The following is a 17,398-nucleotide window of genomic DNA, read 5'->3' on the forward strand; positions in this document are numbered from 1 at the left end:
ACCGGTGGTGCCCCGTTCGCCCGGGGCGTGACTCCATGACAGCCGTACGGGCTTGCCATGACGACGCCCGTGGGACACCGTGGGACAGCCGAAACGGCTTTCGACAGCGACGACTCGGCCCGGGATTCTCTGCCGGGACGGGACAGTGAGGCGGGGGACGGGTGGTTGTGGAACAGCGGGCGGCGAAGGCCGACGCACCGGACGAGTTGGCGGCCAGACTGCGGCTGCTCCAGGAGCTGTCCGGGCGCGGCGTACGGGCTCTCGCGCGGGACACGGGCCTCAGCTCGTCGTCCCTGTCGCGCTACCTCGGCGGGCAGACGGTGCCGCCGTGGCCCGCGGTGATCGCGCTCTGCCGTCTCGTCAAGCGCGACCCCCGCCCGCTGCGCCCGCTGTGGGAGCGGGCCTCGAACCCCCTGCCGGCGCCGCCGAAGTCGAGCCGTCAGGTCCAGCCCCCGTCGCCGCCCGCCGGCGCCCCGCGCCCGCCCCGCAACGATCTGCCGCGCGACATGCCGGACTTCACGGGGCGGGAGGCCGAACTGACCGCCGTACTCGCGGGTGTGCGCAGCAGTCGGGTGGTCGCCGTCGACGGCATGGCCGGCGTCGGCAAGACCTGTCTCGCGGTGCACGCCGCGCACCGGCTCGCCGACGACTACCCGGACGCCCAGCTCTATGTGGACCTGCACGGGTTCACCGACGGGCGCCGGCCGCTGGATCCGGACCCCGCGCTGCGCACACTGCTGGCCGCGCTCGACGTCCCCTCCGAGAAGGTCCCGCAGGACGGCGGTGTCGAGCAGCTGGCCGCCTGCTGGCGCTCGGAACTGGCCCACCGCCGGGCCGTCGTGGTCCTCGACAACGCGGCCGACGCCGACCAGGTCCGCCCGCTGCTGCCCGGCGCCGGTCCCTCCGTCGCCCTGATCACCAGCCGCAACCGGCTGCTGGGCCTCGACGAGGTGCCCCCGGTGTCGCTGGACGTGCTGACTCCCGAGGAGAGTGCGGAGCTGCTGGTCCGTGCCAGCGGCGACCCCCGCGGGCCCGACGGGCGGCTGGCCCGCGACCCGGAGTCCGCGGCGGAGGTGCTCCGGCTGTGCGGTCATCTGCCGCTGGCCCTGCGGCTGGCCGCGGCCCGGTTGCGGCACCGGCCGGGCTGGACCGTGGGCATCCTCGTGGAACGGATGGCGGAGGGCGTGGACGAGTTCGACACCGCGTTCGCCATGTCCGTGCGGCAGTTGGACCGAAACCAGCGGCGCCTGTTCCGGCTGCTCGGTCTGCTGCCGGGGTCGTCCTTCGACGAGTACGTCGCGGCGGGCCTCGCCGACATGCCGCTGCGCAGCGCCCGCACGATGCTGGAGGATCTGTTCGACGCGCATCTCGTCCAGCAGCCGGCGGCCGGCCGTTACCGGTTGCACGACCTGGTCCACCAGCACGCGCGCCGTGCCTGCGTGGAGCAGGACGCACCTGTGGAACAGGAGCGGGCACTCGGCCGGGTGCTCGACTACTACGTGCACGCGGCGGCCGCCGCGGACGCCGCGATGCCGTTCGTGTCGCCCGGCCGGGCGGCCTCCGCGGGCCGGGCTCCGGCGGAGTTGCCGCGGTTCACCGACAAGAACGCGGCCCTCGGCTGGTTCGTCACGGAGTACGCGAACCTGATGGCGGTCTTCGAGGCCGCGGTGGCCGCGGGGGCGGACGCGCATGTGTGCGAACTGCCGCGCTTCATGCGGACGTTCTTCGCGCGGCGCTGCGGCACGACACATCTGAACGCTCTCTTCGAGAGGTCCCTCGCGGCGGCGGAGCGTCTCGGTGATCCGCTGCAACTGGCCGAGGCACACAGCGACTTGGGCTTCGCGCGCTACAACGCGGGACGGATGCCGGAGGCAGGCGCGGCCTACGAGGCGGCGGCACCGCTGGTATCGCGGGCGGGGGACACCCGGTCGGAGGCCGAACTGACCATGCGGCGCGGCTATTTGAGGTGGGACGAGGGATACGTCGAGGAGCCGTTGGAGTTCTTCCGGCTGGCCGGGAAACTCTACGAGAAGGCCGACTGCCCGATGGGCGCGGCCCACGCGGTCGGCTACGAGGCCTGGGCGATGCTGCAACTGGGACACCGTGAGGAGGCGGCGCGACTGGCCCGTCAGGCGCTCGACGTCCCGCACGCCGACCCCGCGTGGCCGCCCACGCTGACGGCCCGGATCACGCTCGGCGTGGCCATCGCGGGGGAGGAACCCGACGAGGCCGCCGAGCATCTGCGGCAGGCGCTGGAGCTGGCCCGTGAGGACGGGCACAAGCACAACGAGGCATGGTGCCTGAACTGCCTGGGGGTCGCGCTGCGGACGATGGGCCGGTACGAGGAGGCCCTGGACAGCCACCGGCAGGCCTTCGCCCTGCTGGACGAACTGTTCGAGGAGCACTGGAAGATCCATTTCCTCAACGGCTACGCGGAGACCTGCCGGCTGGCGGGCCTGCCCGAGGAGGCCCTGCGGCTGCACCGTGAGGCACTGGAGCTGGCGCCGAGACTGGGGTACCGGTACGCGGAGGTGCTGGCCCACGAGGGCATCGCGGCGGTGCTCGACCAGACGGATCCGCCGGCGGCGGCCGAGCACCGCGCTGCGGGGCAGGCCGTGCTGGAGGAACTCAGGCCGGGGGCCTGACCGGGCGCCACCTCCGGGCACGGCCCGCCGCCGACGGCGCCACCCGCAGGACAGCGCGCGACCAGGTCACCATCGGTCGGGCGAGCGACAGTTGTCTCCACGGGAGAGCCCCCCGAGACAGGCATCTGGGGGAGCGCGCCCGACGGGCCCTGCCCCGCGCGGTCGTGACCGTACGTCAGGTGGCCGTGCCGAGGTCCACGTCGAGGTCCTCGGTCTCGTTCCAGAACCTGTCGTCGGCGTCCTGGAGACGGGACGCCGCATGCTTCATGTGGCGGCGGGCGGCGGCGTGGGCCGCCTCGCCGTCGCCCGCCTCGATGGCGGCCAGGATGGCGTGGTGCTCCTGGTGCACCGCCTCGATGAAGTCGCCGCGACGGGCTTCGTTGGCCCGGGTGACGCGGATGCCGCCGCGCGCCACCTCGCCGAGGTACCCCACGGTCGAGACCAGCACGGCGTTCCCGGTCGACTCGGCGATCGACCGGTGGAAGGCGAGATCCTCGTCCACGCCGTCGCCGCCGGACGAGACCGCCGCGTCGATCGCGTCCAGGGCCTGACGCATCCCGGCGAGGGCGGCAGGCGTGGCGCGGGTGGCCGCGAGGGCGGCCGCCTCGCCCTCCAGGGCGGAGCGGACCTCCACGATCTGCAGCACCTTGGCCTTGGTGCGTGCGGACTCGGCCTCAAGGTCGAGCGGCCGCGCGCGCCTGGGGAGGACGAACACGCCACGGCCCTGCCGCGGTTCGACCAGGCCCGCGTTGCGGAGCCGTGACACGGCCTCGCGCACGACGGTGCGGCTCACCCCGAGCTGCTTGACCAGCTCCACCTCGGTCGGAAGCTTGTCGCCCTCGGCCAGCCGCCCGGACTCGATCTCCTCCGCGAGAATCGCGGCGACCCGGTCCGCGAGCCGCACGGGACCGCTCACCTTGGAAAACATGTTCTTCAGTCTATCGGCCCGAGTCCGGCCGTCCCGCTGCGAGCCGGGTGCCGGCCGCGCCCGCTTCGGCATGATCGCCGAGGAAGTCGCGTACCACCGACGCGAAGGTCGGGTCGGGTTCCAGACCGAGCGCGGCGGCTCGTGCGTTGTCGAAGGCCGCGGGCCAGGAACCCACGATGGCCTCGACGGCGGGGTCCGGTGTGATCGTCACCAGATCGGCGACGGCGTCCCCGGCCAGCTGCCGCAGGGTGTCCAGCATCTCGGCGACCGAGACCGTGAGGGCCGGAAGGTTGACCGGGATCAGGCCGTCGAGGCAGCCCGGCCCGGTGCCCCGGTCGAGCTCCGCGACACGGAGGATGCCCTCGACCGTGCGCCGCGGCGAGGCCAGCGCCACCCGGAGGCCGGGGTCGACGGGGCAGACGGCCGGCAGACCGGCCAGCGGCTCGCGGACGATGCCGGACAGGAAGCCGGACGCGGCGGCGTTCGGCTTGCCCGGACGGACCGACACCGTCATCAGACGGGCCACGCGCCCGTCCACGAAGCCTCGGCGGGTGTACTCCGCGACCAGCTGTTCGCAGACGAACTTCTCGGCGCCGTAGCTCGACCGGGGCGTGGGCAGAGTCGCCTCGCTCACCACGGCCGGCAGCGGCAGCGCCGGGTCGGAGCCGTAGACCGCGACACTGCTGGAGAACAGCAGCCGCGCCGTCGGCCCGCCGGCGGCGGACTGGGCCCGAGCCGCTTCGAGCAGCGCGCGGGTGGTGTCCACGTTCGCGCTCATGCCGAGGTCGAAGTCGGCCTCGCACTCGGCCGAGACCGCCGAGGCGAGGTGGATCACCACGTCGACCGGCGTCGCGAACAGTTCGTCGAGCCGTTCGGTCAGGTCGCCGCGCACGATGTCCACGAGCGGGTCGCGCGCCACCTCCGGCTCGTCGGGCACGAACCGGTCGGCGAGCGCCAGCCGGTCGATCGGCGTACCGCGGAACGTCCGCGTCGTCAGCAGCCGGTCGGCGACCTGCCGGCCGAGGAAGCCGAAGCCACCGGTGATGACGATCCTCATGCGTGTACTCCTCGACAGTCGTTCAGCCAGCCGAGACCTTCGCTCGTGCCGGCGCGCGGGTGGTATTCGCAGCCGATCCATCCGTCGAAGCCGAGTACGTCGACGACGTCGAACAGGTGCCGGACGTGGAGCTCGCCCTCGTCCGGTTCGTGGCGGTCGGGTACGCCCGCGATCTGCAGATGGCCGACCCGGCCGGTCGGCAGGTCGCGGCGCAGTGTGGTGGTGAGGTCGCCCTCGACGATCTGGCAGTGGTAGAGGTCGAGCTGGACCTTGAGGTTCGCGGCGCCCACCTCCCGGACGACCTCGTGCGCTTCGGCCTGCCGGCTCAGGAAGTAGCCCGGCATGTCACGCTGGTTGATGGGTTCGACGAGGATGTCGACGCCCGCCGCGGCGGCCCGTTCCGCGGCCCAGGAGAGGTTGGCCAGGTAGGTGTCGCGGTACCGGGCCCGGTCGGAGGGCGTCGTGGCCGTAGGCGTCAGCCCTGCCATCACATGGACCCGTGGACAGCCCAGCGCCGCGGCGTACTCGAGCGCCAGGTCGATGCCCGTGCGCGTCTCCGTCTCGCGTCCGGGCAGCGCGGCGATCCCGCGCTCTCCCGAGTCCCACGCCCCGGGAGGCGCGTTGAACAGCACCTGCCGCAGGCCGTGGTCGTCGAGCCGGCGACGCAGCCCGGAGGCGTCGTGGTCGTAGGGGAAGAGGTACTCGACGGCTTCGAAGCCGTCCGCCGAGGCCGCGGCGAAGCGGTCGAGGAAGTCGTGTTCCGTGTACATCATGGACAGGTTCGCTGCGAACCTCGGCATGGTGGCTCCTGTGATTCCGGTGATTCCTGTGTTCGGTCCGGGCCCGGATCCGGCGGATCCGGTCAGCGGTTGACGACGCTCTTCTTCGTGGTGAGCACCGCGGCGGCGCCGACGACGAGGCTGAGCGCGAGGACGTACATCGGTATGGCCGTCGAGCCCGTGGCGTCCTTGAGCGCGCCGATCATGTACGGGCTGACGAAGCCCGCGAGATTGCCCACGGAGTTGATCGCGGCGAGGCCCGCCGCGGCAGCGGTGCCGCCGAGGAACGCGGTGGGCAGCGACCAGAACAGCGGTGCGCAGGTCAGCACGCCGGCCGCGGCGAAGGACAGCGCGATCAGGGACAGCGCGGTCGAGCCGGACCAGGCGGCGGCCAGCGAGAAGCCGACAGCGCCCATGAGACTCGGGACGACCAGGTGCCAGCGGCGCTCACGGCGCTTGTCCGCCGAGCGTCCGAACAGGTTCATCGCGACCAGGGCGGCGACGAACGGCACGGCGCTGAGCACCCCGATCGCGAGGTTGCCCTTGATGCCGGTGGACTCGACGAACGTGGGCATCCAGAAGGTCAGCGCGTACTGGCCCATCACGAAGCAGAAGTAGACGAGGCACATCAGCCATACCTTCGGGTCGCGGAAGGCGTCCAGGACCCGGCCGTGCACCGTCTGGTGCACGGTGTCCTCGGCGATGGCCCGCTCGACGACGCTCTTCTCCTCGTCGGTGAGCCACTTCGCGTCGCGCACGCCGTTGTCGAGGTAGAACAGGGTCGCCACGCCGACGGCCAGGGCCGGGATCGCCTCCAGCAGGAACATCCACTGCCAGCCCTGCCATCCGCTCACCCCGTGGAACCGGTCCAGGATCCAGCCGGAGAGCGGGTTGCCGAAGATGCCGGCGACGGGGATGGCCGACATGAACAGCGCGATGACGCGGGCACGGCGGTGCGAGGGGAACCAGTACGTGCAGTAGAGGATCACCCCGGGGTAGAAGCCGGCTTCCGCGGCGCCGAGGAGGAAGCGGAGCACGTAGAACGTCGCCTCGTCGGTGACGAAGACGAACGCGGCCGAGACCAGGCCCCAGCTGATCATGATCCGGGCGATCCAGGTGCGGGCTCCGACCCGCTGCAGCATCAGGTTCGAGGGGACCTCGAAGAGGAAGTAGCCGATGAAGAACAGACCGGCGCCGAGGCCGTAGGCGGCCTCACTGAACCCGAGCTCCTCGGACATCTGCAGCTTGGCGAAGCCGACGTTGACCCGGTCGAGGTAGGAGACGATGTAGCACAGGACGAGGAAGGGGACGATGCGGCGTACGACCTTGCGGAAGACGGCGTTCTCGCGGACGAGGCCGTGGACCTCGGGGGTGACTACGGGTGTGGACATGGCGAATCCTTTGAGCGGCTCAGGGGGATTCTCTGACAGGGACGAGCGGGGACGTGCAGGTCACCACGCCGCGCCGAACGAGGACCGCAGTTCGGCGAGGGCGGGAGCGGGAAGCGGCTCGGGACGACGGTCGGTCAGGAGCCAGAGACGTGCCGTCTCCTCGAGTTCTTCGAGGACGGCGAGGGCGGAGGCCGCGTCGGGCCCCCAGACCACAGGGCCGAGCCGGTCGAGCAGGACGGCCCTGATCGGCGTCCCGCCCGCCGCGCGGTCGGCGATGCGGGCGGTCACCAGGTCGGCCACGCGCGGGTCGCCGGGCCGGTGGTACGGGATGAGCGGGACGTGCCCCACCTTCATCACGTAGTACGGGGTGATGGGCGGCAGCACGTCGTCCCGGCTCCACACGCCGGCCAGGGTCAGGCCGACCAGGTGTGTGGAGTGGGTGTGCACGACGAACCGGGCCGTGGGGTCGGCCTGGTAGATACGTCGGTGGAGGGTGAGGGTCTTGCTGGCGCGGTCGCCCGCGCGCCGCTCGCCCCGGGCGTCGACGAGCGCGAGCCGTTCGGGGTCGAGGAAGCCGAGGGCGGCGTCGGTGGGCGTGATCAGATGACGGTCGCCGATCCGGGCGCTGATGTTGCCGGCGCCGGCGTGCACATAGCCCCGGGCGAACAGACTCGTCCCCACCCGGACGATCTCCCGGCGTGCCGCGTCGACGGCCTCGTCGCACTCCGCGCCGGGCGCGATGTCCGTGTGTCCGGTCATGCGGACGCCTCGTCGAGCACGGCGAACGAGGAGGCGAAGAAGTCGGGGCCGCCGAAGTTGCCGGACTTCAGAGTGATGTGCAGGGTCTCCCCGCCGGGGAGGACGGCGGCGCACCACGGCACTCCGGGGTCGATCTGCGGTCCGATCCGCAGTCCGGTGATGCCGAGCGCCTGGACGACCGCGCCGGAGGTCTCGCCACCCGCGACGACGAGTTGCCGCACACCGCGTGCCACGAGTCCCTGCGCGACGCGGGCGAGGGTCCGCTCCACAAGCGCACCGGCCTCGGCGGCGCCGAGCCGGCCCTGGACGGTCTGGACGGCGTCGGGCGACTCGGTGGAGTAGACGAGGACCGGACCGTCGTCCAGGTGCGCCTCGGCGAAGGCCAGTGCCTCGGCGGCCACGTCCGCGCCGTCCGCGATGCGCAGCGGATCCACGCTGAACGCGGGCCGCCCGCCGCGCAGGAACTCCCGCACCTGGCCGTTCGTGGCGACGGACACCGACCCGGACACGACGGCCCGACGTCCGGTGGGCGACGGCAGCCGGGCGGCGGCCGGGGACGGCTCGAACCCCCAGTTCGCGGGCAGACCGATCGCCAGACCGGATCCCGCGGTCACCAGCGGGAGCCCGCTGACCGCGTCGCCCAGGCGCACGAGATCGTCGTTGGAGACCGCGTCGGCGACGGCGATGCCGAAGCCCTGCGCGCGCAACTCGTCGATACGGGCGCGGACGGCGTCGGCACCGGCGGCGACGACCCGGTGGTCGATGAGCCCGACCGGGCGCTTGCTCTGCGCGCCGAGGACGGAGACCAGATCGGGATCGGTCATCGGTGTGAGCGGGTGGTGGCGCATGCCGCTCTCGCTGAGCAGTACGTCGCCGACGAAGAGGTGTCCCTTGAAGACCGTGCGTCCGTTGTCGGGGAAAGCCGGGGTCGCGATCGTGAAGTCGGTGCCCAGCGCGTCCATCAGTGCCTCGGCGACCGGGCCGATGTTGCCGGCGGGCGTCGAGTCGAAGGTCGAGCAGTACTTGAAGTAGATCTGCTCGGCGCCCGTCGACCCGAGCCAGGCCAGCGCCCGCAGCGACACCTCGACGGCCTCGGCGGCCGGCACGGTACGCGACTTGAGCGCGATCACCACGGCGTCCGCGTCGGCGGCCTGCTCGGCCGCCTGCCGGTCGTCGTGCGTGGGGACGTCGATCAGCTGGACCACGCGCATGCCCGCGCGCACCAGGTTGTTCGCCAGGTCCGTGGCGCCGGTGAAGTCGTCGGCGATGCAGCCGAGTCGGATGCCCATGTCAGCCCTCCACCGGCTGCGGAAGGTCGATCCCCGGGAAGATCTTGATGACCGCGCTGTCGTCCTCGGCGCCCAGGCCGGACGCCGACGCCTGAAGGAACATCTGGTGCGCGGTTGCGGCGAGGGGCAGCGGGAACCGCTCCGGCCGGGCGGAGTCGAGCACGAGCCCCAGGTCCTTGACGAAGATGTCGACGGCGGACAGCGGCGTGTAGTCACCGGCCAGCACATGTGCCATGCGGTTCTCGAACATCCACGAATTGCCCGCGCTGTGCGTGATCACCTCGTACAGCGCCTCGGCCGGTACGCCGGCCCTGATGCCCAGGGCCATCGCCTCGGCCGCCGCGGCGATGTGCACGCCCGCGAGCAGCTGATTGACGATCTTGACCTTGGAGCCGAGTCCGGCCTTCTCGCCCAGGCGGTAGACCGTGCTGCTCATGGCGTCGAGCACCGGGTCGGCGACTGCGTACGCGGCGGCCGGGCCCGAGGTCATCATGGTGAGCCCGCCTGCCGCCGCACGTGCGGCGCCGCCGGAGATGGGGGCGTCCAGGTACAGCACGCCCCGCTCGGCCAGCCGCCCTTCCAGCCGGGCCGACCAACTCGGGTCGGCGGTGGAGCACATGACGAAGACGGCACCCGGGCGGAGTCCCTCGGCGGCGCCGTCGGCGCCGAACAGGACGGACTCGACCTGGGCCGCGTTGACCACCACGCACACCAGAACGTCCGCGTCGGCCGCCAGTTCGGCGGGGGAGGCGAAGGCGGTGCCGCCGTCACGGGCGAAGCCGGCGGCCACATCCGGCCGCAGGTCGTGCACCCCTACGTCGTACCCCGCGGCCCGCAGACTGCGGGCCATGCCGAGACCCATGGCTCCAAGCCCCACCACGCCCACGCGGGGCCGGGCGGACCGGTCCTGGTCGTTCATGCGCAACATCCTTGTCTCGCTGTGCTGTTCGGGGGCCGAGCGCGGCTCGGGTCGCACGCCTTCCCGTCAGTGGTCAGGTCATATGATGACCTGAGGACTCCGCATCATTCACTGTGATGTCGGTCACGTTGTGGCCGGGTGAATTCCCGCGACGGGTTCGCGTCGACGGCCGGCCGTGAGGCGAGTCGCCGCGCGCGGTGGTGCGGTCGACGTGGGGTGGACCCCAACGCCCATGCGCATACGGCGACTTGGGCTCGCGTCTCGACGGGGGAAGTTCCCGCGTGGCCGTGACCGCCCGGAGGGATGGGGTGCCGATGGGCGACGCATGAGTGCGGTCCGGCGGGAGGTGATCGGTGCATTCGGGCCGCCGGCTGGGCCCGCTTGCACTCTGCACACAGTCAGCGCATAAGGTAAGCCTCACCTAATGGTTCAAAGGTAAAGCACAGCTAGGAGCCGTCCTATGTCCCTTCGGCGCCGCGGCACGGCCGCAGTCGCTCTCGCCGTCGCCGCAGCACTGTCCCTCGCGGCGTGCGGCAGTGACTCCTCCGGAAACGGCAAGGAGGGCACCGGCGTCTCCGCCGACAGCGGGCCGGGCGCGAAGGACTCCAAGTCGGTGGCGAAGGGCGGAGCGGGCTTCGCGGACGCCGCGAAGAAGACGGCCGCGCTCGGCACGGACGCCGAGCCGGGCCAGTGGCCGCGCACGATCAAGCATGCGATGGGCAGCACCGAGATCAAGTCGCAGCCCAAGCGCGTGGTCGTGCTCGACGTCGGCGAGCTCGATAACGTTGTCTCCCTCGGAGTGAAGCCGGTCGGTCTGGCCCCGACCGAGGGCTCGCCGGAGCTGCCGTCCTACCTGAAGAAGGACGCGGGCACGCCGAAGAACGTCGGCACCATCAACAGCCTCAACCTGGAGGCGATCGCCGCCCTCAAGCCGGACCTGATCCTGGGCAGCCAGCTGCGCGCCGCCGCCTCGTACGACGAGCTGTCGCAGATCGCGCCGACCGTCTTCTCGATCCGCCCGGGCTTCACGTGGAAGGAGAACTACCTCCTCAACGCGGCCGCGCTGGACAGGACCGCGCAGGCCAAGGCGAACCTCGCCGCGTACGAGAAGCGGGCGAAGGACCTCGGCACGAAGCTCGGCGACCACAAGCCGACCGTGTCCATGGTCCGTTACCTGCCCGACGGCCTCATCCGGCTCTACGCCAACGACTCCTTCATCGGCACGATCCTCAAGGACGTCGGCATCCCGCGCCCGAAGAACCAGGACATCGCGGACCTGGCCGCCGAGATCAGCGCCGAGAACATCGACCAGGCGGACGCCGACTGGATCTTCACCGGCGTCTACGGCGACCCGAAGGCCACGGACAAGACCAAGGCCCAGAGCAACCCGCTGTGGAAGAACCTCAAGGCGGTCAAGGACGGCCACGCCTACGACGTGCCGGACGAGACCTGGTACCTGGGGCTCGGCGTCACCGCCGCCGACGCGGTGCTTGACGACCTCCAGAAGCACCTGGCCGCCTGAGAAGAGGGAACGAGTGCGGCACATGTCGCCACCCACCCGCCGACGGGCCGGCTGGTTGCTGGCCGGCACGGCGATGCTGCTGATCGCCGTTCTGCTGAGCCTCGCCGTGGGCAGCCGGCAGATCGCGCCGGGCGAGGTCGTCCAGGCACTGGTGCACGGCGGCACCAGTGACGACGCCCAGGTGGTGCGGGCGCTGCGGGTCCCGCGCACCGTCATCGGTGTGCTGGCCGGCGCCGCCCTGGCACTCGCCGGGACCGTGATGCAGGGCATCACCCGCAACCCCATCGCGGAGCCGGGGATCCTCGGGGTCAGCCAGGGCGCGTCGGTGGGCGTGGTGTGCGCGATCGCGTTCTGCGGCGTGCACACGCTGAACGGCTACGTGTGGTTCGCGTTCGCGGGCGCGGCGCTGGCCGCGGTCGGCGTGTACGCCGTCGCCAGCGGCGGCCGCGGCGGGGCGTCGCCGGTCAAGCTCGCGCTCGCGGGCGCCGCCACCAACGCCTTCCTGGCCTCGCTCGTCTCCGGCATCACCACCGTCAACGCCCGTGCCCTGGACGAGTTCCGCTTCTGGCAGGTCGGCTCGATCGGCGGGCGCGACAGCGAGATCATCGGCGAGATAGCCCCCTTCCTGCTGGCCGGCCTGGTGCTGGTCGCGGCGATGGCGCGAGGGCTGGACGCGCTCGCGCTCGGCGACGACGCGGCCAGGGGGCTCGGGCACAACGTCGGCCTGCTGCGTGTGATCGGCGCGCTCGGCGCGACCGTGCTGACGGGTGCCGCGGTGGCCGCGGTCGGCCCGATCGCCTTCACCGGCCTCGCCGTCCCGCACATCGCCCGCGCCCTGGTCGGCACCGCGCACCGCTGGGTCCTGCCGCTGGCCGCCCTCCTCGGACCGGTGATGATCCTCGGCTCCGACGTGCTCGGCCGCATCGTCTTCCCGCCCTCGGAGGTCCCGGTGGCCGTCATGACCGCCCTGATCGGTGTGCCGTTCCTGATCGCGCTCGTCCGGCGCCGGACGGTGGTGGCCGCATGAGCCGCACCACGGCCGACGTCCCCCGGCCGGTCCTCCGCCCGGCCGGTCACACCGTCCTGCGCGGGGGCCGCGCCAGCTTCCTCGTGCACCGGAGAACCGTCGTCGTGGCGGCGGTGCTCGCGGTGCTGCTGGCCTGCGCGGTGGTGGCATACCTGTGCGTCGGCGAGTCCTTCGTCCCGCCGACGGAGGTCGTCCGCGTGCTGCTGGGCCGCCCCAGCGCCGACGAGCTGGTGGTGGGCACGCTGCGTCTGCCCCGGCTGGTCGTCGGGCTCCTGGCAGGTGCGGCGTTCGGCGTCGCCGGCGCGCTGGTGCAGACCGTCGCCCGCAACCCGCTGGCCAGCCCCGACGTCATCGGCGTCACACACGGCGCGGGCGCGGCCACGGTCGCCGCGCTCAGCTTCGACGCGGTGGCCCAGGACACGCTGCCGTACGTGTCCGTCGCCGGAGGCCTCGCCGCGGCCCTGCTGGTCTACCTCTTCGCATGGCGGGGCGGGCTGCGGTCCTCCCGCTTCGTGCTGATCGGCATCGGCGTGTCCGTCGCACTCGGCTCGCTGACCCAGTTGCTCCTCACCAAGGGCGACTACCTGGTGGCCCAGCAGGCGAAGGTCTGGCTGACCGGCTCCCTCAACGGCCGCGGCTACGAGGAGGCCGGCCCCCTCGCGCTCGTACTGCTGATCGGCGTCCCGGCGACCCTGTGGGCAGCACGGGCCCAGCGCAGCGCGGCCTTCGACGACGACACCGCGACCGCCCTCGGCGTGCCCCTGGACCGGGTCCGGCTCGGTCTGACCGTGCTGGGCGTGGTGCTGGCGTCGGTGGCGACCGGCGCCGCCGGCCCCGTCGACTTCGTGGCGCTGCTCGCGCCACAGATCGCACGCCGGCTCACGCGCACCGCGCAGACTCCGCTGCTGTCCTCGGCGTTGACCGGCGCGCTGGTCGTCGTCGTCGCGGACCTGCTGGCCCGCCGTCTGTTCTCCCCGATCGAGCTGCCGGTCGGCGTCCTCACCGCCGCGGTGGGCGCCCCCTACCTGATGTGGCTCATCGTCCGCACCCGCAGCCGCTCCGGAGGAATCTCCTCATGAACCGTCCGCCCACCGGTCGCCTCTCGGCGCGGGACCTCACCCTGGCCTACGAGGACCGCACCATCGTCGAGGGCCTGGACCTGGAGATCCCCGACGGGCAGGTCACCGTCGTCGTCGGCCCCAACGCCTGCGGCAAGTCGACCCTCCTGCGGGCGCTGGGGCGCCTCCTCAAGCCGCGCCGTGGCGCGGTACTGCTGGACGGCACCGAACTCGCCCGCGTCCCGGGCCGGCAGATCGCCCGGACCATCGGCGTCCTGCCGCAGTCGCCCACACCACCGGACGGGATCACCGTCGCCGACCTCGTCGCCCGTGGCCGTCAGCCGCACCAGAAGTGGTGGCAGCAGTGGTCCGAGGCCGACGAACGGGCCGTCACCGAGGCGCTGGAGCACACCGACACCGCCGATCTCGCCGACCGGCCGGTGGACGAGCTGTCCGGCGGCCAGCGCCAGCGGGTGTGGATCGCCATGGCGCTGGCCCAGGACACGGACCTGCTCCTTCTCGACGAGCCCACGACCTACCTGGACGTCGCCCACCAGGTGGAGGTCCTGGACCTGGTCCGCCGGCTCAACCACGAACGAGGCCGCACGGTCGTCGCCGTCCTCCACGACCTCAACCAGGCCGCTCGCTACGGCGATCACCTGGTCGCCATGAAGGCCGGCCGTATCGTCGCCCAGGGCCCGCCGCGGCAGATCGTCACCGCCGAGCTCGTCCACGACGTGTTCGGCCTCTCCGCCGTGGTCATTCCCGACCCCGTCACCGGTGGCCCGCTCGTCGTCCCCGCAGGGGCCTGGCGGCCGGCCTCCGTGGAGGAGGACCGGCTCGGCCGGGCGCCCTCGCCCAGGCCTTGACGGGCGGCGTGATCCGCGACCGGTTCAGCTCGCCGGTGTCCGACCCGATGTCCGGTCGACGGCGGTACCCGGCGGACGGTGTCCCGCGCTCGGCCCGCTCCAGCCAGTCGCGGTACCAGCGCCCGAAGGTCACCGGCTGTCCCTCGCCGTCGAGCAGCGGCGTCAGGTCCTGCTCGTCGACCCGGTCGTCGGACCAGATCCGTCCCCGCTCCGGGCCGCTGATGATCAGCCACTGCCGCAGCGCGCAGCCGAGGTGATTGATCACGACCGCGCCGACCGTGCGCTCGGGCGCCCACATCAGCGCCTCCCACCGTGCGTCCCAGGCCTCCATGGCGTCGTCGAAGTCGTCGATCTCCTCGAAGTCCTCCTCCGGATGTTCGGACAGGAGCGCTTCGACGTCCTTGGGGTCGGGGCCCCGTCGGGGGAACGGCCCGGCGAGCCCGGAGAGTTCGGCGAGGTCGGCCCCGTCCCCTTCCCACAGCCAGAGGCCCTCGGACGGTCCCGCCGACCGCACCGCGTGTCCCGGTTCGGTGACGCGTCAACGGGTCGACACGAAAATCCACGACGCGGAGATATCGAGAGTGGCATCGAACCGTCCCATCCCGGTTGTCGGCGCCGGGGCAGGTCGCTCCCGTGGCGGCCATGTGGCTCGTGGGGGCGCCGATGTGCGAGTCCGCTCGTGTTGCGGAAGTATCTGTATGGGTGGTACGTGCCCAGTGTCGAAGCGAGGGCCCCTGTCGCCCACTGGACCCAGCCCTTCGCGGGCAGGGGGCGGCGCACCAACCGGTGCACCCTGCCGGACCGTTCGGATGGCGCAGCACAGCATGCATTCCTCTCAGACCTCCACGCGACCGGAGACGAGACAGTCCCCATGGACGGGAGTGACCGCCGGTGACGTGGGACTCCTGCTGGTCAGGCTGACCTTCGGGCTGTTCATGGCAGGGCATGGTGCACAGAAGGTCTTCGGGCTGTTCGGTGGACCGGGCTTGACCGCCACCGGCAAGGGATTCGAGTCCCTGGGCTACCGCCCGGGCAAGGTCTTCGCCGTGATCGGCGGTCTCTCCGAGTTCCTCGGCGGTCTCGGACTCGCCGCCGGACTGCTCACCCCTCTCGCGGCCGCCGCCCTGATCGGCGTGATGATCAACGCCATGGCGACGGTCACCGGAGCCCACGGGCTGTGGGAGTCGGACGGCGGAGTGGAGTACAACGTCGCCGTCACCGTCATCGCCATCGCCGTCGCGGCCCTCGGTCCGGGCCGGCTGGCCCTCGACCGGCTCTTCCCCTGGGGCAACGGAGGCTGGGCCGAAGCCGCCCTCGCCCTCGGCCTGGGCGGCATCGGTGCCGCGATCGCACTGACCCTGTGAGATGAGGTCCGTCCTGGCGCAGGGCCCCTCGGTGACCGGGCCCTCACATCCTGCACGCGGGCGCACGAACCGTGGTTCCGCGTGTTCGCCGGGTACGGTCGCCCCGCAGGGCCGGACTGTCAGTGGCATCTCCTACGCTGCCTCCACATCGATCGGACAACAGAGGGAGAGGCGTACCCATGGGCGGCAACGGCTGGATGCACACGGGCCCCTACCAGCGGGATCTGGCGGCGGCGTTCCGCCAGGCGCAGGGGGAGCAACTGGCCGAGGACGATCACGGTTTCCCCGGCCGGACGATCGACGAACTGTGGGAGGACCCCGCCTGGCACGAGTACATCTTCACCGGCGGTACGGGGACGGTCCTGGACCAGCCCATGCTCATCGAGGCCACGAACCCCGACGACGGCCCCTACATGCGCCCGCTGACGGACGAGGAGGTCAGGGTCTGGGCCCCCGACGGCCGCCCCACCTACGACGACTGGGACGCGGCCCTGGACTCGGAGCAACTGGACTTCCCCGACCGCGCACAGGGCAGATGCACCGTGCTCTACACCGACGGGCAGCCGACACAGATCGGCTACTGGGGCGTCACCGCCGACTGACGACCGGCTCGCCACGACACCTGGGGCAGGGGTGACGACAGGTACTTCCTCACCGGCAACGCCCAGGCGCTCGCACCACGTCTCGGCGGCAGGCCCGCGGTCGGATTCGAACTCTTCACCCGCTGAGACCCGGCGGGCACCCCACTCACCCGGCGGTCGCGCCGCGACGGCGGAACATCGCCCGGTACTCCCTCGGCCGACGACCGGTGTGCCTGGCGAAGACGCCGCTGAACGTCCCGGGATCGCGGTACCCGACCTCGGCGGCGATGCTCGCGACGGTCCTGTCGGTCGTCTCCAGCAGGTGCTCGGCGCGACGCACCCGCGCCGTCTGCAGGTACGCGAGGGGCGTCTCGCCCGTCTCGTCTCCGAAGCGGCGGAGCATGGTTCTCGTGCTCACGTGGAACTCCCGGGCGAGGGTGGGCAGTTCGTAGCGCGAGGTGAGGTTCTGGTCGAGCCATCGCTTGACGGCGAGCGAGAACTCCCGGCCCACGGTGGGGACGAGTCGTGAGTCGACATAGGGGGCCTGGGTGGAACGCGCGTCGTCGACGAGCGCGATCCGGGCGGTGCTCCGGGCGACACGTGGGCCGTCGTGCTGCCGGATGAACTGCAGCGCGAAGTCGTACATGGCGCTGAAGGCCGCAGTGGTCGTGACCCCTCCGTCGGTCACGACCAGGCTGTCCGGACGCAGGCGTACGTCGGCGTACCGGCGGGCGAACCGATCCGCGAACAACCAGGACGTGGTGGCCTCGTGTCCGGCGAGCAGGCCGGCCTCGGCGACCAGGAAGGCACCCACGCAGATCGACACGACGGCGGTCCCCGCGGCGGACTGCGTCCGGATCGTGGCGACTTCCGGGCCGAGGCCCGCGAGGGTCGCGTCGAGATCGAGGGAGGGGGAGAGTTCGAAACCCGGCACGATCAGGACGTCCACCGGGCGCACGGCCGAGACGTCCAGGGCCGTGCCGCCGGACGCGATCACGCGTCGGCGGGGCGAGACGACCGAGGTCTCATAGGCCGGCGGGCCGGACCGCTGCGCCGCGGCGACGTGCGTGGACATCGCCAGGAGGTCGGGGACCCCGTACACCTCCGACGCGAAGCACCCGGGATAGGCCAGCACACCGATGCGCAGCGGACTCATGCGGCCCCCTCCGGCGGCTCTCAACGGGTGGCGATATTACCGGGATTCATGGCG

At 72.1% G+C, this 17,398-nt stretch carries 16 protein-coding genes; 7 read left to right on the forward strand and 9 right to left on the reverse strand.

What is annotated here, in order from left to right:
• The first annotated feature begins 167 nt into the window (after positions 1 to 167).
• Entirely contained in the window at positions 168 to 2,645 is a 2,478-nt protein-coding gene (locus ACZ4IF_RS43215; protein ID WP_467574372.1) for a tetratricopeptide repeat protein, read from the forward strand.
• Between the two features lie 175 nt (positions 2,646 to 2,820).
• Here the strand turns inward: ACZ4IF_RS43215 and ACZ4IF_RS43220 are convergent, their stop codons facing one another.
• The 7 genes from ACZ4IF_RS43220 to ltnD all read right to left on the reverse strand — a co-directional run bounded on the left by ACZ4IF_RS43220 (position 2,821) and on the right by ltnD (position 9,767).
• Positions 2,821 to 3,573 carry a FadR/GntR family transcriptional regulator gene (locus tag ACZ4IF_RS43220; RefSeq protein WP_467574375.1) on the reverse strand — a complete coding sequence of 251 codons (753 nt, stop codon included), beginning with the start codon at positions 3,571 to 3,573 and terminating at the stop codon, positions 2,821 to 2,823.
• A 10-nt stretch (positions 3,574 to 3,583) separates the two neighbouring features.
• Entirely contained in the window at positions 3,584 to 4,630 is a 1,047-nt protein-coding gene (gene denD / locus ACZ4IF_RS43225; RefSeq protein ID WP_467574378.1) for a D-erythronate dehydrogenase, read from the reverse strand.
• Positions 4,627 to 5,430 (reverse strand): 2-oxo-tetronate isomerase, encoded by an 804-nt coding sequence (otnI, locus tag ACZ4IF_RS43230; RefSeq protein WP_467574381.1) that lies wholly within the window; start codon positions 5,428 to 5,430, stop codon positions 4,627 to 4,629. The genes denD and otnI overlap by 4 nt, the downstream gene beginning before the upstream one ends.
• Before the next feature lie 62 nt (positions 5,431 to 5,492).
• The gene (locus ACZ4IF_RS43235) at positions 5,493 to 6,800 is read right to left on the reverse strand and encodes an MFS transporter (RefSeq protein WP_467574384.1); all 1,308 of its coding nucleotides are present in this window, start codon (positions 6,798 to 6,800) and stop codon (positions 5,493 to 5,495) included.
• A 60-nt stretch (positions 6,801 to 6,860) separates the two neighbouring features.
• The gene (locus ACZ4IF_RS43240; protein WP_467574386.1) at positions 6,861 to 7,559 is read right to left on the reverse strand and encodes a class II aldolase/adducin family protein; all 699 of its coding nucleotides are present in this window, start codon (positions 7,557 to 7,559) and stop codon (positions 6,861 to 6,863) included.
• Positions 7,556 to 8,848 (reverse strand): 3-oxo-tetronate kinase, encoded by a 1,293-nt coding sequence (gene otnK / locus ACZ4IF_RS43245; RefSeq protein WP_467574389.1) that lies wholly within the window; start codon positions 8,846 to 8,848, stop codon positions 7,556 to 7,558. Before otnK ends, ACZ4IF_RS43240 begins: the two co-directional genes overlap by 4 nt.
• Position 8,849: 1 nt before the next feature.
• A complete protein-coding gene (gene ltnD / locus ACZ4IF_RS43250) occupies positions 8,850 to 9,767 on the reverse strand; it encodes an L-threonate dehydrogenase (protein WP_467574391.1) in 918 nt (305 codons plus the stop codon).
• 460 nt (positions 9,768 to 10,227) lie between these two features.
• Between ltnD and ACZ4IF_RS43255 the strand changes: the two genes are divergently transcribed.
• From ACZ4IF_RS43255 to ACZ4IF_RS43270, 4 genes are read left to right on the forward strand one after another with little or no spacing between them, the layout of a single operon-like run.
• The gene (locus ACZ4IF_RS43255) at positions 10,228 to 11,289 is read left to right on the forward strand and encodes an ABC transporter substrate-binding protein (RefSeq protein WP_467574394.1); all 1,062 of its coding nucleotides are present in this window, start codon (positions 10,228 to 10,230) and stop codon (positions 11,287 to 11,289) included.
• 22 nt (positions 11,290 to 11,311) lie between these two features.
• The gene (locus tag ACZ4IF_RS43260) at positions 11,312 to 12,316 is read left to right on the forward strand and encodes a FecCD family ABC transporter permease (protein ID WP_467574397.1); all 1,005 of its coding nucleotides are present in this window, start codon (positions 11,312 to 11,314) and stop codon (positions 12,314 to 12,316) included.
• Positions 12,313 to 13,395, forward strand: coding sequence for a FecCD family ABC transporter permease (locus tag ACZ4IF_RS43265; protein ID WP_467574400.1), 1,083 nt, complete (start codon positions 12,313 to 12,315; stop codon positions 13,393 to 13,395). The genes ACZ4IF_RS43260 and ACZ4IF_RS43265 overlap by 4 nt, the downstream gene beginning before the upstream one ends.
• Positions 13,392 to 14,243, forward strand: coding sequence for an ABC transporter ATP-binding protein (locus ACZ4IF_RS43270; RefSeq protein ID WP_467574403.1), 852 nt, complete (start codon positions 13,392 to 13,394; stop codon positions 14,241 to 14,243). The genes ACZ4IF_RS43265 and ACZ4IF_RS43270 overlap by 4 nt, the downstream gene beginning before the upstream one ends.
• Here the strand turns inward: ACZ4IF_RS43270 and ACZ4IF_RS43275 are convergent.
• Positions 14,149 to 14,757: an SMI1/KNR4 family protein gene (locus ACZ4IF_RS43275; protein WP_467574405.1), complete on the reverse strand. Its 609-nt coding sequence runs from the start codon at positions 14,755 to 14,757 to the stop codon at positions 14,149 to 14,151. The genes ACZ4IF_RS43270 and ACZ4IF_RS43275 overlap by 95 nt on opposite strands.
• 310 nt (positions 14,758 to 15,067) lie before the next feature.
• Between ACZ4IF_RS43275 and ACZ4IF_RS43280 the strand changes: the two genes are divergently transcribed.
• Positions 15,068 to 15,607, forward strand: coding sequence for a DoxX family protein (locus ACZ4IF_RS43280; RefSeq protein WP_467574408.1), 540 nt, complete (start codon positions 15,068 to 15,070; stop codon positions 15,605 to 15,607).
• Positions 15,608 to 15,786: 179 nt separating this feature from the next.
• The gene (locus ACZ4IF_RS43285; RefSeq protein ID WP_467574411.1) at positions 15,787 to 16,209 is read left to right on the forward strand and encodes a hypothetical protein; all 423 of its coding nucleotides are present in this window, start codon (positions 15,787 to 15,789) and stop codon (positions 16,207 to 16,209) included.
• Between the two features lie 145 nt (positions 16,210 to 16,354).
• On the opposite strand, the gene ACZ4IF_RS43290 is transcribed toward ACZ4IF_RS43285, so the two are convergent.
• Positions 16,355 to 17,344 carry a GlxA family transcriptional regulator gene (locus tag ACZ4IF_RS43290; protein ID WP_467574414.1) on the reverse strand — a complete coding sequence of 330 codons (990 nt, stop codon included), beginning with the start codon at positions 17,342 to 17,344 and terminating at the stop codon, positions 16,355 to 16,357.
• Positions 17,345 to 17,398 lie beyond the last annotated feature (54 nt).

Source organism: Streptomyces sp. NPDC025784, assembly GCF_055558435.1.